This is a genomic window from Hymenobacter sp. CRA2 (assembly GCF_002007105.1).
In the GTDB taxonomy this organism is placed as follows: domain Bacteria; phylum Bacteroidota; class Bacteroidia; order Cytophagales; family Hymenobacteraceae; genus Solirubrum.
The window spans coordinates 22,834-36,859 of sequence record NZ_MVBC01000018.1 but is presented as its reverse complement, the minus strand read 5'-3'; the positions used below and the strand labels follow the sequence as shown (position 1 = coordinate 36,859).

At 65.4% G+C, this 14,026-nt stretch carries 12 protein-coding genes; 6 read left to right on the top strand and 6 right to left on the bottom strand.

Translation table 11 applies throughout. The features are described 5' to 3' along the window. Positions 1-108 precede the first annotated feature (108 nt). A complete protein-coding gene (locus B0919_RS21655; protein WP_078014392.1) occupies positions 109-657 on the top strand; it encodes a DinB family protein in 549 nt (182 codons plus the stop codon). A 149-nt stretch (positions 658-806) separates the two neighbouring features. On the opposite strand, the gene B0919_RS21650 is transcribed toward B0919_RS21655, so the two are convergent. The 4 genes from B0919_RS21650 to B0919_RS21635 all read right to left on the bottom strand — a co-directional run bounded on the left by B0919_RS21650 (position 807) and on the right by B0919_RS21635 (position 3,027). Beyond that, on the bottom strand, positions 807-1,688 hold the full coding sequence (locus B0919_RS21650; protein WP_078014391.1) for a hypothetical protein: 882 nt from the start codon (positions 1,686-1,688) through the stop codon (positions 807-809). A gap of 130 nt (positions 1,689-1,818) precedes the next feature. Beyond that, positions 1,819-2,118 (bottom strand): hypothetical protein, encoded by a 300-nt coding sequence (locus tag B0919_RS21645; RefSeq protein WP_078014390.1) that lies wholly within the window; start codon positions 2,116-2,118, stop codon positions 1,819-1,821. A gap of 174 nt (positions 2,119-2,292) precedes the next feature. Further along, positions 2,293-2,574: a hypothetical protein gene (locus tag B0919_RS21640; protein WP_078014389.1), complete on the bottom strand. Its 282-nt coding sequence runs from the start codon at positions 2,572-2,574 to the stop codon at positions 2,293-2,295. Between the two features lie 51 nt (positions 2,575-2,625). Further along, complete coding sequence (locus tag B0919_RS21635) at positions 2,626-3,027, bottom strand: hypothetical protein (protein ID WP_078014388.1); 402 nt, start codon at positions 3,025-3,027, stop codon at positions 2,626-2,628. Between the two features lie 327 nt (positions 3,028-3,354). Between B0919_RS21635 and B0919_RS21630 the strand changes: the two genes are divergently transcribed. Continuing rightward, positions 3,355-4,962 (top strand): protein adenylyltransferase SelO, encoded by a 1,608-nt coding sequence (locus tag B0919_RS21630; RefSeq protein WP_078014387.1) that lies wholly within the window; start codon positions 3,355-3,357, stop codon positions 4,960-4,962. Between the two features lie 78 nt (positions 4,963-5,040). Here B0919_RS21630 and B0919_RS21625 read toward each other — a convergent pair whose 3' ends face one another. Beyond that, positions 5,041-5,898 carry a universal stress protein gene (locus B0919_RS21625; RefSeq protein ID WP_078014386.1) on the bottom strand — a complete coding sequence of 286 codons (858 nt, stop codon included), beginning with the start codon at positions 5,896-5,898 and terminating at the stop codon, positions 5,041-5,043. Positions 5,899-6,066: 168 nt separating this feature from the next. Continuing rightward, positions 6,067-8,295, bottom strand: coding sequence for a M3 family metallopeptidase (locus B0919_RS21620; protein ID WP_078014385.1), 2,229 nt, complete (start codon positions 8,293-8,295; stop codon positions 6,067-6,069). A 223-nt stretch (positions 8,296-8,518) separates the two neighbouring features. Between B0919_RS21620 and B0919_RS21615 the strand changes: the two genes are divergently transcribed. The 4 genes from B0919_RS21615 to B0919_RS21600 all read left to right on the top strand — a co-directional run bounded on the left by B0919_RS21615 (position 8,519) and on the right by B0919_RS21600 (position 13,837). Continuing rightward, positions 8,519-9,856: a leucine-rich repeat-containing protein kinase family protein gene (locus B0919_RS21615; protein WP_078014384.1), complete on the top strand. Its 1,338-nt coding sequence runs from the start codon at positions 8,519-8,521 to the stop codon at positions 9,854-9,856. A 245-nt stretch (positions 9,857-10,101) separates the two neighbouring features. Continuing rightward, entirely contained in the window at positions 10,102-10,566 is a 465-nt protein-coding gene (gene msrB, locus B0919_RS21610) for a peptide-methionine (R)-S-oxide reductase MsrB (RefSeq protein ID WP_078014448.1), read from the top strand. A gap of 116 nt (positions 10,567-10,682) precedes the next feature. Then, on the top strand, positions 10,683-13,268 hold the full coding sequence (uvrA, locus tag B0919_RS21605; RefSeq protein ID WP_078014383.1) for an excinuclease ABC subunit UvrA: 2,586 nt from the start codon (positions 10,683-10,685) through the stop codon (positions 13,266-13,268). Then, the gene (locus B0919_RS21600; RefSeq protein ID WP_078014382.1) at positions 13,265-13,837 is read left to right on the top strand and encodes a hypothetical protein; all 573 of its coding nucleotides are present in this window, start codon (positions 13,265-13,267) and stop codon (positions 13,835-13,837) included. Before uvrA ends, B0919_RS21600 begins: the two co-directional genes overlap by 4 nt. Positions 13,838-14,026 lie beyond the last annotated feature (189 nt).

The following is a 14,026-nucleotide window of genomic DNA, read 5'->3' as shown; positions in this document are numbered from 1 at the left end:
TAAGCAACGGATAACAAACGGTGGGCAGTCGGTGGTCCTGAGGAAAAATGGCGCCCCGGTAGTGGCAGGCTTAGTTCGTTCTCACGCGCGCTTTTTTACATTCGTTGCATGAACTTCCGCACCACTCGCCCCGCCGCCACTGAGTACGGCGCCTACTACGACCGGTACATCCAGCAGATTCCCGCCGGCCACGACCCGGTGCAGCAGCTACGCGCGCAGCAAGCCGAACTGCACGCCCTGCTCGGCCACCTCAGCGAGGAACAAGCGCTGCTGCGCTACGCCCCCGGCAAGTGGAGCATCAAGGAAACCCTGGTGCACATCGTTGATACGGAGCGGGTGTTTGCCTACCGTGCCCTGTGTATTGCCCGCGGCGAAAAGCACCCGCTGCCGGGCTTCGAGCAGGACGCCTTCACCGCCAACAGCGACGCTGACGCCCGCCCGCTGGCGGATCTGTTGCGTGAGTACGATGCCCAACGAGCCGCCACGCTGGCGTTGCTGGAGTCGTTTACGCCGGAAGCTTTTGAGCGCCTCGGCGTAGCCAGCGGCATGCCCGTGAGCGTGCGCGCCCTCAGTTACATGCTGTCCGGCCACGAAGCGCACCACCTGCAGCTCTGGCGCGAACGGGTACTGCCCCTGCTCGCCCCGGCCGGCACCTGACTGGTTGGCTTTTCAGATTTGAGAAATGCTAGCCTCGGCAGCGCATCACTACAGTAAAGCAGCAGCGGCCTGAAGTAGCGGAAGACAAAAAAGCCCCGGCACGCCGGGGCTTTTTTAGGCAGTAAGTGCAAGCGCAAGGCCGTTAGGGCTTAGCGGTAGCCATTACGGTCGTTGCGGTCATCGTCGCCGCTGAACCAGTCGCTGATGCGGTCAATAAAACCGCGGTGGTGCTGGCCGTGGTCCTGGTCTTGCTGGTCGTAGCGGCCGCGGTTGGTGCGGTAGCGGCTGTTTTCGTCCTGGTCGTAATAGTTCTGGCCGTTGTCATCCGAGCGACCCATGCTGCCGCGGCCCATGTCCTGCTGGTTCATGCCGCCGCGGTTCATATTGCCGCCGTAGCCCATGTCGCGGTTGCTCATGCTGCCCCGGTTCATTTCCGAGTTGCCCGAGCCGTAGTTGTTGCGCATGCCGCGCGCGTCCGAATCGTACCGGTCGTAGGAGCCGCGCTCAGAGCGTTGCGAGGCGGACTGATTTTCGCGGCCGTAGCTGCGCGGGTCCGAGCCGCTGGAGTAAGGTTGCTGCCCGTAGCCAGACCGCTCGCCACCGTACGCCGACGACGTGCGCGACCAGTCGCTGCCGTACGACGAATCGTCCTGCCGATTGCGGCCGTAGCTGTTTTGCCCGTAGTTGTTCTGGCTGTAGCTGCTGCCTTGGCCGTAGTCGTTGTTGCCCCGGTTCATATTGCCGGAGCGGTTGCGGTCGGAGTCCATGCCGTAGCGGCCCGAGTTGCCGCCGTAGCTGTTGCGGTTCTCGTCGCGGTCCGATGACGACGAGTCGCTGCTGTAGCCGTAGCGGCCACTCACGCCGCGGGTGTTTTCGTCCTGCTGGCTGTTGCGGCCGCCGTATTGCTGCTGGGAGTTGCGGTTTTGGTCGTAGCCGCGGCGGTTCTGGTCGCGGTTCTCGAAACCATAGTTCTCGTTGCCGTTGCCGCGGTATTCGCGGTCATCGTCGTGGTGCTGATTGTAAGTAGCCATGGCGGGAATTAGGGTTTGGGTTGAGCTAAGTCTACCCCCCGCCGAAGGCAAAAGTTATTGTCGAGGTTACGTGGTTTAGCGCCGTCGGACAGCTGCTCGAGTAGTCACAAAAGCTGATGGAAACGTTGGTTTACAGGGAGGTAGTGTCAATGCGGACCGGTAGTAAGGCCGGATTGGCCCGGACCACTGCGGTAGTGGTGACGAGCGTGCCCGCCGCGTCGCGGTAGTGCACCATATACTCGATTACGCCGTTGGCCGGGCTACGGTCGAGGTAAGGGCTGCAGGCGTTGTGGGCCACGCACTGCCATGGCTCGTGGGGCGCGCGGCGGAACACGTAGGCGTATTGGCCCGGCGCAACGGGAAAATCGAGGCGGCGGCCGGCGGGCACGAGGTGCAGTTGCACGGCCGCGCTCGGAGAAGCGGTTACCATGGTATTTCGGACGAGGAAAGTAGACGGGTGCGGATGAAATCGAAAGCCATTTCCGATGACTTCTAAACGCCGAAACCAAGCAGCCGGCTCCCGCATTTTTACGGGTTTACAGGCCGAAAAACGCGGGATTTTGGCCCGCGCCGATACGGAGCCCGCGTGCGGTAAACCGCCGCGCTAATCGGTGAAATACGCGCTGGCGTCGCGCAGCGAAGTGGCCACCGCTTCAGCAATGTGGTCCTGCACGTTGAAGGCGCGCTCGGCCGGGTACGCGTCGAAGTAACGTTCCGTGACGAACACGGCGGCCTCGTGCGTGCCCATAGAGGTCCACAGAACGCGGGGCAGCTCCAGGTTCCAGCGGTGCGTGGTGCTGGGCTGTCGGCACATGATGCGCACGCGCACCATAGCCGTGACCGGGGCTGCGCTGGCCTGAATGGAGTAGGAAACAGTATCGCTCATGGGCGAGATGAACCGCTTCGGGCCTGGGGCCGCAACGGGAAAAGAGAAGGGCTAGAAACAATGAGGGCACTCCCGCGTGTGCAGCTGCAGATAGGCCGCAATGGTGCTGCGCACCAGGCGCAGGCCCAGCTGGCGCACCGTGGCCGGGTAGCGCATGCGGTAAAACCGGGCCACCAGCGCGGCCGCCGCCCGCGTGCCCATCGACTGCCACAGCACGTAGGGCAAATCCATTTCCCAGACCTCCGTGCCGCGGCGCTGATGCGTGACCAGCACCAGGGCCGCTACCGGGCCATCGGCCTCGGCGTACACGCGCAGGGTGCACCACTGGCTGCCCGGGGCGGTGGGCACGGGGCCGGCCGAAGGCCGCGCAAGGGGCGCAGGGGCAGCGGCGGTCTTGGTAGGGCGGCGCCCGCGTTTGCCCCGGTTCGAGGCCGAAGGAGAGGGGTTGGCCATAGCGACAAACGAAAAGTGGAAACTAGGAGACCAGCGCGGCAAGGTTGCTAGTACGCGTCATCGGTGTCCGGTTCAAGCAAGTTGCCCAAGGGTGGATTGCTTTTGCTCGGTATTATAACCAATATTTTTTAGGAATAAATACGGATTTAGCTGGACCATAGGTTGGCCGCAGTGGGCACATTTTTTGGCCTAAGCCGTTGAGGGTTTTCGTGCTGCGCGCCACTCAGCAAACTGGTGCGTACCCTGCGTACTTGGCGAATCGGAAACTTGCTCCGAAGCTGGAAGGTTGTGTATAGCCGCCCACCCGCGTCCTAGCCCTGTTTTTTCATGACCCTTGCTTCCTCATCCATCGACCAAGCTACCTTCCACAACTCCTTCGTGGAGGAGCTGCGCGGCGAACCGGCCGGCGACAACCGTCCGCGCCAGGTGCCCGGCTATGCCTATTCCCGCGTAACGCCCACGCCCGTGCACGACCCGCATCTGCTGGCCTGGTCCGATGAGCTGGCCGCCCTGCTGGGCCTGGCTCGGCCCGCCGAGCGCGGCCCTGCCGTGGACGTGCTAGCCGGCAACCGCCTGGCACCCACCATGCAGCCTTTTGCCGCGCGCTACGGCGGGCACCAGTTCGGCAGCTGGGCCGGGCAGCTCGGCGACGGCCGCGCTATTTCCCTCGGCGAGCTGGCCGCTACCGACGGCACCCGCTGGGAGATTCAACTGAAGGGCGCCGGCCTCACCCCGTACTCGCGCCGCGCCGATGGCCGGGCGGTGCTGCGCTCCTCCTTGCGCGAGTTTTTGTGCTCCGAGGCCATGCACTACCTCGGCGTGCCCACTACCCGCGCCCTGAGCCTGGTGGCCACGGGCGAGCAGGTGGTGCGCGACATGTTCTACAACGGCAATCCGCAGCCCGAGCCCGGCGCCGTGGTGGCCCGCGTGGCGCCCACCTTCGTGCGCTTCGGCAGCTTCCAGATCTTCACCGCCAACGGCGAAATCGACAACCTGCGCGCCCTGGCCGACTACGTCATCCGGCGGCACTACCCCGAGCTGGGCGAACCGTCGCCGGCGGTGTATGTGCGCTGGTTTGAGGAAGTGTGCCGCCGTACGGCCGTGCTGGTGGCGCACTGGATGACGGTGGGCTTCGTGCACGGCGTGCTGAACACGGACAACATGTCCATCCTCGGGCTGACCATCGACTACGGCCCCTACGGCTGGCTGGAGCCCTACGAGCCGGACTGGACGCCCAACACCACCGACTTTGCCACCCACCGCTACGCCTTTGGGCAGCAGCCGCGCGTGGGCATGTGGAACCTCATGATGCTGGCCCAGGCCCTGATTCCGCTGGTGGCCGACGTGCAGGAGCTGCGCCCGGGCCTGGACCTATACGCCGCCACGTATTCCAAAACCTACCACATGCGCCTGCGGCAGAAACTGGGCCTGACCGCCGGCCCCGCCCCGCGGGAAGACGACCAAGCCCTGCTCACCGACCTCGACGCGGCCCTGACCGCTGCCCAGGCCGATATGACCCGCTTCTTCCGGCAGCTCGCGCACGCCGTGCCGTCCCTGAAGGACGCCGCCGACCGCGAAGAAGCTACCCTGCAGGAGCTGCTGGCCGACGTCTCGTACACCACCGAGGCGGACGCGCACGAGCCGCTGCTGACCTGGCTGCGGCGCTACGCCCAGCGCCTGCGCCAGGAGCCGACGCCGGCCGGCATCATTCGGCAGACTATGCTCGCCGTCAACCCCAAGTACGTGCTGCGCAACTACCTCGCCGCGCAGGCCATTGAGGGTGCCGAAGCCGGTGACCTGACCTTCCTGAACCGGCTGATGCAGGTGCTGAAAACGCCCTTTGCCGAACAGCCCGAACACGATGAGCTGGCGGCCAAGCCCCCCGAGTGGGCCCGCGAAAAGCCCGGTTGCGCTACGCTCTCGTGCAGCTCCTGATTAGCGGCTAGAAACCGACGCGGCCCCGCTCACACCTTGCAAAGGTGTGAGCGGGGCCGCGTCGGTTTCTAGGAAGTATCAGTAGTCCTGCGGGTGCAGCGTCAGCACAGGGGCAGCGGCGTGCACGGCCACGTTTTCGGCGATGCTGCCCTGCAGGAAGTGCCGCAAGCCGGTGCGGCCGTGGGTGAGCATTACCACCAAATCGGCGTGGGCCTGCTCGGCAAAGCGCGGAATGCCCGCACTGACCTTGGGCGCGTCGAACACGTCGGGCTCGTAGGGGCCGAGTTGGTGCCGGCGGGCAAAGTCGTGGATGCGGTCCAGGGCGGCTTGGTGACGGTCCACGCTCGGCTCCACGTCGAGCAGGTGCAGCAGGGCATCGGGGAAGGCGGCGCGCAGGCGCTGCAGGCTGGGCACGGCGCGGTCGGCTTCGGCCGTAAAGTCGGAGGCAAACACCAGGTGGCGCACTTCGAAGTCGTGGGCGGGATGCTTCACGGTGAGCACCGGGCAGGGTGAGAGGCGCACCAGCCGCTCGGCGCCGGAATCGGCGAAGAAGTGCGTGCCGGGCGTCTGCTCGTGCGAGCCCACCACCAGCAGATCGATGTGGCGGGAGCGGATGACCTCCAGAATGGCCTCGTCGACGGGGCCGGTTTGCACTAGATCCTCCACCGGCACGTCGGGCATGTCGCGGTAGGCCTCCACCATCCACTCCAGCATGCGTTGCTTGGTGACCTGCAGCAGCTTCAGCATGAATACGTCGGCCAGCCCGCCGCCTCCGGCGGTGCCGCTGCCCGTCGATACCACGCCGGACGAACCGGGCACACTCACCACGTGCAGCAGCGTAATGTGCCCGCCCGTGCGGTGCGCCACCTGCAGCGCTACTTCAAACGCGTTGTGGGCTTCGGGCGAGAAATCGGTGGGAACGAGGATGTTCTGCATAGCTTTTGGCAGCAAAAGGTGAGCAGAGCCCCGAGGGGTGGACGGGCGCTGAATACGAATAAGGTACAACTTATTCCCTGTATTCGCCAAATACACCCGTATAAGCAGCACCGCCTCCCCAACTGGTGTTGAGGAGGCGGTGCTTGTGTAACCGGAGTCGTTGCCGGCTTAGCTCTTTTTTTTGGGCGCCGCTTTCTTGTCGGCCGACTTTGGGGCACTAGCGCTTTTCACCGGAAAGCCTCGCTCACGCATCAGCGCGTCGATTTTCGGGTCACGGCCGCGGAAGCGGCGGTAGCCCTCGGCCGGGTCGATGGTGTTGCCCACCGAGAAGACGTTCTGGGTCAGGCGCCGGGCCACGGCTTTGTCGTAGGCGCCGCCGGCTTCGGTGAAGGCGCTGTAGGCATCAGAGGCCAGCACCACCGACCACAGGTAGCTGTAGTAACCGGCCGAGTACCCGTCGCTGGCAAACACGTGCGAGAACTGCGGCGTGCGGTGGCGCATCACGATTTCGCGCGGCATGCCGAGCTGAGCCAGGGTTTCGCGCTCAAATTTATCGGCGTCAATCTTCTGGCTGCCGGCCAGGTGCAGCTTCATGTCGATGAGGGCGCTGCCCAGAAACTCGGTGGTTTCGAAGCCCTGGTTGAACGTGGAGGCCTTCTCGATGCGGTCGACCAGGGCCTGCGGAATGGGCTTACCCGTCTGGTAGTGCAGGGCAAAGCGCTGGAGCACCTGCGGCGTGGGCAGCCAGTTTTCGAGCAGCTGGGAGGGGAATTCCACGTAGTCGCGCACCACTGAAGTGCCCGAGAGCGAGGGGTAAGTCACGTTCGACGACAAGCCGTGCAGGGCGTGGCCGAACTCGTGGAAGAGGGTAGTAGCGTCGGTCCAGGAAATGAGCACCGGCTCGCCGTCCTTGCCCTTTACGAAGTTGGAGTTGTTTGACACGATGGTCGTTACCTCGCCGTCGAGGCGGGCCTGCTTGCGGTAGGCGTTCATCCAGGCGCCGGAGCGCTTGCCGGGACGCGCGTACGGATCGAAATACCACAGGCCGATGTGCTTGCCCGAGGTCTTGTCCTTCACCTCCCACACGCGCACGTCGGGGTGGTACACGGGCACGTTGGTGACGGGCGTAAACGCGAAGTTGAACAACTCGCCCGCCACCCAGAACATGCCTTCGCGCAGTTTTTCCAGTTGCAGGTACTGCTTCACCTCGTTCTGGTCGAGGTCGTAGCGGGCCTTGCGCACCTTCTCGGCGTAGTAGCGGTAGTCCCAGGGCTCGATGGTGAGGTTAGCGCCTTCCTTGTTGGCCAGGGCCTGCATGTCGGCCACTTCTTCCTTGGCGCGGGCCACGGCGGGCTTCCACACTTCCTCCATCAGGGCCATGGCGGCTTCGGGCGTTTTGGCCATGGTGTTGTCGAGGCGCCAGTGGGCGTGGGTCTGGTAGCCCAGCAGCTTGGCCCGCTCGGCGCGCAGCTGCAGAATGTCGGTGATAATGGCGTTGTTGTCGCGGGCGCCGCCGTTGTCGCCGCGGTTGTAGAACATGCGCCAGGCCTTCTCGCGCAGCTTGCGCTGGTCGGAGTAGGTGAGGAAGGGCTCGATGGAAGAGCGGGTATTCAGAATGGCCCCGGCCCCCGCCAGCTTGCGCGTGGTGGCCGCGTTGGCGGCATCGGCGCGCAGCGAGGCGGGCAGGCCGCCCAGGTCGGCGGGCGCTTTCAGCACCAGCACCGAGTCGGTTTCGTCGGCCAGCACGTTCTGGCTGAAGCGCGTGAACAGGCCCGCCAGCTGCTGGTTGATTTCCGACAGGCGCTTCTTGGCCGCGGCGTCGAGGCGGGCGCCGGCGCGCACGAAGTTGTTGTAGTACAGCCAGGTCAGGCGTTGCTGCTCGGGCGTGAGCTTCTTTTTGTCGGGTGAGTTGTACACCGCCTCGATGCGCCGGAACAGCGCCTCGTTCTGGGTAATCTGATCGGCAAAGGCGGCCAGGCGCGGCGCCATTTCGCGCTGCACCGTCTGCACCTCCGGGGTGCTCATGTTGCCGCTCCAGATGCCGTACACCGTCTGCACCTCGTCGAGCTGCCGGCCGGCGCGCTCCATGGCCGCAATGGTGTTGTCGAAGGTGGGCGCGTCTTTGTTGGTGGCAATGGCCTGAATTTCGGCCAGGTTTTGCGCCATGGCTGCTTCCAGCGCCGGCTTGAACTGGCTGACGGCCACGCGGTCGAAGGGCGGAATGCCGCCGTAGGGGCCCGACCAGGGCGCCAGCAGCGGATTGGTGGCGGCCGCAGCCGAAGCCGCGGGCGCCGTTTGGGCAAGGCTGGATGAGTACGGCACGGCGAAGGAAAGACCCAGGGAAAGCAGGGTGCCGACCAGCACCTGCGGACGAGTAAAAGAAGAACGGAAAGCCATTGGCAGAAAGCGGCGCCAAGGAGCGCGCGTGCTCAAGATAACAGGCTTTGCCGAGGCACCGCCGAAAAAGCAAGCAGGCCCGTTGGCGAAGGCCGCCGCTCATAGCCAAAACCGCCCGGCCAGAGGTATTTTCTTCGACCACTGACCAGAAGCCCAACCCGGGTAACTGCACGGCCGCGCCGGGCCCGCGGCCGTAGCCGCGGCAGTACCGACCTTTGCCCCCATGCACACGCTCGAACAACTGCGCGCCGGTCGGCTGGCCGGAGCTACCCGCCTCAACTTATCAGAAGGTCTGACCGAATTTCCCCGCGAAATCTTTGAGCTGGCCGATACGCTCGAAGTCCTCAACCTGTCCGGCAACGCCCTGAGCACGCTGCCCGCCGATCTGGGCCGCCTGCACAAGCTGCGCATCCTGTTCTGCTCCGACAATCAGTTTACTGCCGTGCCCGAGTCCGTGGGCCAGTGCCCGGCGCTGAGCATGGTGGGCTTCAAGGCCAACCGCATCCATACCTTGCCCGGGGCCGCGCTGCCGCCGCAGCTGCGCTGGCTCATCCTCACCGACAACGCGCTGCAGGCCCTGCCGCCCGAAATCGGCCGCTGCCAGCACCTGCAGAAGCTCATGCTGGCCGGCAACCAGCTCCAGGAGCTACCCGAAACGATGGCGGCCTGCACCCAGCTGGAGCTGCTGCGCCTGGCCGCCAACCGTTTCACCGCCTTGCCCGCCTGGCTGCTGCAGCTGCCGCGCCTCGCGTGGCTGGCCTACGCCGGCAACCCCTTCGCCGACCGCAGCGAAGCGGCCGTGGTGGCCCGGCATCCCATCCAGGCTATTAACTGGCCGGAGCTGACCCTGGAGGAGCAACTCGGGGAAGGCGCCTCGGGCGTCATCTTCCGCGCCCAGTGGCAGGCGGCCGATGCCCCGCCCCGCGCCATAGCCGTGAAGCTGTTCAAGGGTCAGGTGACCAGCGACGGGCTGCCTCGCAGCGAAATGGACGCCTGCATCAGCGCCGGGCAGCACCCCAACCTGATCGGGGTGGAGGGCAAAATCGAAGGGCACCCCAACGGCGCCGAAGGCCTGGTGCTGGCGCTGATCGATCCGGCGTTCCGTAACCTGGCCGGGCCGCCCAGTTTCGCCACCTGCACCCGCGACGTTTACGCTTCTGATACGCGCTTCAGCGTCGAAGCTGCGTTGCGCATTGCTCGGGGCATAGCCGGTGTGGCAGCGCACCTGCACGCGCAGGGCATCCTGCACGGCGACCTGTACGCCCACAATATTCTCACCACGGAAGCCGGGGAGTGCCTGCTCGGCGACTTTGGCGCGGCTAGCTTCTACGAACCCACGGACGTGGCCGCGGCCACCGCGCTGCAGCGGTTGGAAGTGCGGGCTTTCGGCTGCCTGCTGGAAGAACTGCTTACTCATTGCCAGCTTCCCGCCAGCGCCGAGGCCATAGGGGAGGGGCTGTGGGCCTTGCAGCGGCGCTGCGTGCAGCCCGAGGTGGCGGCGCGCCCGTTGTTTGCCGACATCGAGCAGGCGCTGGCGCAGGTAGCTTCCGCCACTTCTTAAGCGCTAGTAATTTAGCGCTGCTGACGCATGGAGCGGCCCCCGGCTTCACTTAGGAGGCATCAGGTCCGCCAGGCCGTATCTGAAAACGCTGGATCGATCCTGCTTTATCTGTCGTCCGTGCAGTCGAACCGAAGGAGGCGGATAAAGCACAACCGTTCAGAGTGCCTTTAACGGCTCTTCGGATACGACGTGTGACGCCGAACCGCGAAACGCAGCCCACTTGCCTGATTACGCGTACCAGCCGTATGCTTCGCTGGATCGACGTGCTGAAATTCGCCAAGTACAGCAACCCCGAGCCGCCGCATCGGGTGGAGAAAACCGATGCCGAATGGCGGGCCCTGCTCACGCCCGCCCAGTACCACGTGATGCGGGAGCAAGGCACCGAGCCGCCTTACCGCAACGCCTACTGCCGCGTGTATGAGCCGGGCCAGTACCGGTGCCGGGGCTGCGGCAGCGTGTTGTTCGACGCTGGCACCAAGTACCACGCCATATCGGGCTGGCCCAGCTTCACCCAGCCCGCCGCCAGGAACATCGTCAAATACGCCTTCGACGACTCACACCACATGCAGCGCATCGAGGTGCGCTGCAACGTGTGCGACAGTCACCTCGGCCACGTGTTTCCCGATGGGCCCGAGCCGGCAGGTTTGCGCTACTGCATCAACTCGGAATGCCTGCTGCGGGTAGCTTCTACCGCCGCAGAGCTAGAGTGACCCAGCTAAACGACGGATAATAAGCGTGCTGCGTGCTCCAACCAGGCTGGCGGTAGCCGAATTTCGGATGCATGGGCGCTTGGTGCCGTATACTGGGCAATTCCTTGCTCGCTGCTATGTCCGACTCCTCCGCTCTTCCTGCTTCTTCCGCTGCCAATTCCAATGATGGCTTCGTGCGCGTGCGCGGCGCCCGGGAGCACAACCTCAAAGACGTCAGCGTGGACATTCCGCGCGACGCCTTGGTGGTGTTTACTGGCGTGTCGGGCTCGGGCAAATCCTCGCTGGCCTTCGGCACGCTCTACGCCGAGGCCCAGCGCCGCTACCTGGAGTCGGTGTCGCCGTACGCGCGGCGCTTGTTTCACCAGATGGCCGTGCCCGAAGTCGACAGCATCGACGGGCTACCGCCCGCGGTAGCCCTCCAGCAGCAGCGCGGCACGCCCACCACGCGCTCCTCGGTGGGCTCGGTCACTACCTTGTCGAACCTGCTGCGCATGCTCTACTCCCGCGCCGGCGACTACCCCGCGGGGCAGGGCATCATCTACGCCGAAGCTTTTTCCTCCAACACCGCTGAGGGCGCCTGCCCGCAGTGCCACGGCCTGGGGCGCATCTACGAAGTGACGGAGCAGAGCATGGTGCCCGACCCCACGCTCACCATCCGCGAGCGGGCCATTGCCGCGTGGCCGCAGGCCTGGGGCGGGCAGAATCAGCGCGACATCCTCGTCACGCTGGGCTACGACGTGGACATCCCGTGGCAGGACTTGCCGCAGGCGCAGCGCGACTGGATTCTGTTTACCGAAGAGCAGCCGGTGGTGCCCGTGTACCCCGGCTACACGCCCGCCGAAACGCAGCGTGCCCTCAAGCGCAAGGAGCCGCCCAACTACATGGGCACCTTTACCAGCGTACGGCGCCACGTGCTCCACACCTTCGCCAACACCCAGAGCCCGCTGATGAAAAAGCGCGCCCTGCAGTACATGCTCAGCACCGAGTGCCCCACCTGCCACGGCAAGCGCCTGCGGCCCGAGTCGCTGTCGGTGACCTTCGCCGGGCGCGACATTGCCGACATGGCCGCCCTGCCGCTCAAGCGCGTGGCCGCCCTGCTGCGGCCCTTCGCTGAGGGCACCGCCAAGGGGCGCCGCAAGCACGACGCCGAGCACCCCGAGCAGGCCATTGTAGCGCAGCGCATTGCCGAGGACCTGTGCGCCCGCCTCTCCGTGCTCCTCGATCTGGGCCTGGGCTACCTCGCCCTGGAGCGCAGTACGCCCACGCTCTCGCCCGGCGAGCTACAGCGCCTGCGCCTGGCTACCCAGTTGTATTCCAATTTGTTCGGCGTAGTGTACGTGCTCGATGAGCCCTCGGCCGGCCTGCATCCTTCCGATACCGAAGCCCTGCTGAAAGCCCTGAAAAGCCTACGGCAAGCCGGCAACTCGCTCTTCGTGGTGGAGCACAACCTCGACGTGGTGCGCCAGGCCGACTGGCTGGTGGACGTGGGTCCGGCCGCCGGCGAAAAGGGCGGCGAAATCCTCTACAGCGGTCCGCCCGCGGGCCTGGAGCAGGTTGAGGATTCCCAAACGCGCCGTTACCTGTTTCGGCAGGAGGCGGCTGCTGTGGCGGCACCGCGCACGCCGGCTGGCTGGCTACGGCTGGCCGGCGTGACCCGTAACAACCTCAGCAACCTCGACGTGGCCTTCCCGCTGGGCGTGATGACCACCGTGACGGGCGTGTCGGGCTCGGGCAAATCCAGCCTGGTCAGCCAGGTGCTGGTGGAACTGGTGGCTGAGTGCCTGGGCCAGGAAGTGGAGCCCGAAGAAGAAACCGACGCCGACCCGTTGGCGCGCCGCGTTCCGCTGCCCACGGGCGGCCGCATCGTGGCGGGGCTGGAAAGCATCAAGCGCCTGGTGCGCGTGGATCAGAAGCCCATCGGCCGCACGCCGCGCTCCAACATGGCCACCTACACCGGTTTGTTCGACCACGTGCGCAAGCTGTTCGCGGCCACGCCCCAGGCCCGGCAGCGCCGCTACGATGCTGGCCGCTTCTCCTTCAACGTGGCCAAGGGCCGCTGCGAAAACTGCCAGGGTGAGGGTTTTGTGATGGTGGAGCTGCTGTTCCTGCCGAGCGTGTACGCGCCCTGCCCGGTGTGCCACGGCGCCCGCTACAATGCCAAGACGCTCGAAATCCGCTACCGCGACAAGAACATTGCCGAGGTCCTGGGCCTCACCGTGGATGCCGCCTGGGAATTCTTTGCCGACGACCCCACGGTGCACCGCGCCCTCACCGTGCTGCGCGAAGTGGGCCTGGGCTACCTGCGCCTGGGTCAGCCAGCTACGGAGTTGTCGGGCGGGGAGGCGCAACGCATCAAGCTGGCCACCGAGCTACAGCGCCTGGGCCGCGGCAACACGCTCTACGTGCTCGATGAGCCCACCACCGGCCTGCACCCCGCCGACGTGGAAAAGCTGCTCGCGCAGCTGGCAGCGCTGGTGGAGGCCGGCAACACGGTAGTGCTGGTGGAGCACGACATGCGCGTGGTAGCCAGTTCGGACTGGGTTATCGACATGGGCCCCGGTGCCGGCGACGAAGGCGGGCAGGTAGTGGCCCAAGGACCGCCAGCCGAAGTGGCCAAGGCCAAGGGGAGCCGCACGGCGCCCTACCTGGCGCGCTTTCGGCAAGGCTCCCAGGCCGGGCAGGTTACGAACGTGGCCGGATGAGCTTCTCACCTGAGCTGGCTGAGCAGATTCAGTTCTTCGTGTACTACCTCTGCAAGGGCACGGTGCACCGGAACCTCATCGACGCCGAGCCGCCCTACGTGGAGCAGTTGCTGCGTGAACGGGAGCACCTGGACCACGTCTTTGCCTTGTTTGCCGAAGGCCTGCGGCGCCACCTTCCTCAGCCCGACACACTCGCTACGGAGTACTTGCTGGCGCGGTACCGGCGTTACGACCCGCAACGCGAGGCGGAACTGCTGGCACTGCTGCCACCTGCGCCCCCGGCGGATGTGTACAGCCATTTCCTACACCTGGCCCGGTGCTTCATTCACAATACTTTCCTTGAGCCTATTCAAGACCCGCACTACTTACTGGAGCTGGCTGGGAATGGCAGCGACGCCGTGCGCACCTTCGCCGTATGGACCAATGTGCTGGCGCGGACTGTTGGCGCAGGGCAGGCCGACTACGACCAGGCGCTGCGCCGGGCCAATGAGTTTGCCAGAGACCTGTTCGACGGGCAACTCCCCGCGCAGCCCTTTACCGAGGCCGAACTGGAGCAGGAAATTTATTAAGATCAGCCGGCTGCTAATTCAGTGGGCCCCACTGCTCAGGCAGGTAATTCACGTGGAACGACAGCTCGTAGCCGGAGTACGGCGTATCGCCCACTCTAGCTGCCCGGGTACACGCGGTGTTGGGCCCAGGCAGGTGCAGGGACAAGCGGGTGAATATCCTGATTTAGGGTAAACTGCTGCCCGGCGCTA

Coding starts and splice junctions, on each gene's coding strand:
- B0919_RS21655 (WP_078014392.1), top strand. CDS start 109: ATGAACTTCCGCACCACTCGCCCCGCCGCCACTGAGTACGGCGCCTAC.
- B0919_RS21650 (WP_078014391.1), bottom strand. CDS start 1,688: ATGGCTACTTACAATCAGCACCACGACGATGACCGCGAATACCGCGGC.
- B0919_RS21645 (WP_078014390.1), bottom strand. CDS start 2,118: ATGGTAACCGCTTCTCCGAGCGCGGCCGTGCAACTGCACCTCGTGCCC.
- B0919_RS21640 (WP_078014389.1), bottom strand. CDS start 2,574: ATGAGCGATACTGTTTCCTACTCCATTCAGGCCAGCGCAGCCCCGGTC.
- B0919_RS21635 (WP_078014388.1), bottom strand. CDS start 3,027: ATGGCCAACCCCTCTCCTTCGGCCTCGAACCGGGGCAAACGCGGGCGC.
- B0919_RS21630 (WP_078014387.1), top strand. CDS start 3,355: ATGACCCTTGCTTCCTCATCCATCGACCAAGCTACCTTCCACAACTCC.
- B0919_RS21625 (WP_078014386.1), bottom strand. CDS start 5,898: ATGCAGAACATCCTCGTTCCCACCGATTTCTCGCCCGAAGCCCACAAC.
- B0919_RS21620 (WP_078014385.1), bottom strand. CDS start 8,295: ATGGCTTTCCGTTCTTCTTTTACTCGTCCGCAGGTGCTGGTCGGCACC.
- B0919_RS21615 (WP_078014384.1), top strand. CDS start 8,519: ATGCACACGCTCGAACAACTGCGCGCCGGTCGGCTGGCCGGAGCTACC.
- msrB (WP_078014448.1), top strand. CDS start 10,102: ATGCTTCGCTGGATCGACGTGCTGAAATTCGCCAAGTACAGCAACCCC.
- uvrA (WP_078014383.1), top strand. CDS start 10,683: ATGTCCGACTCCTCCGCTCTTCCTGCTTCTTCCGCTGCCAATTCCAAT.
- B0919_RS21600 (WP_078014382.1), top strand. CDS start 13,265: ATGAGCTTCTCACCTGAGCTGGCTGAGCAGATTCAGTTCTTCGTGTAC.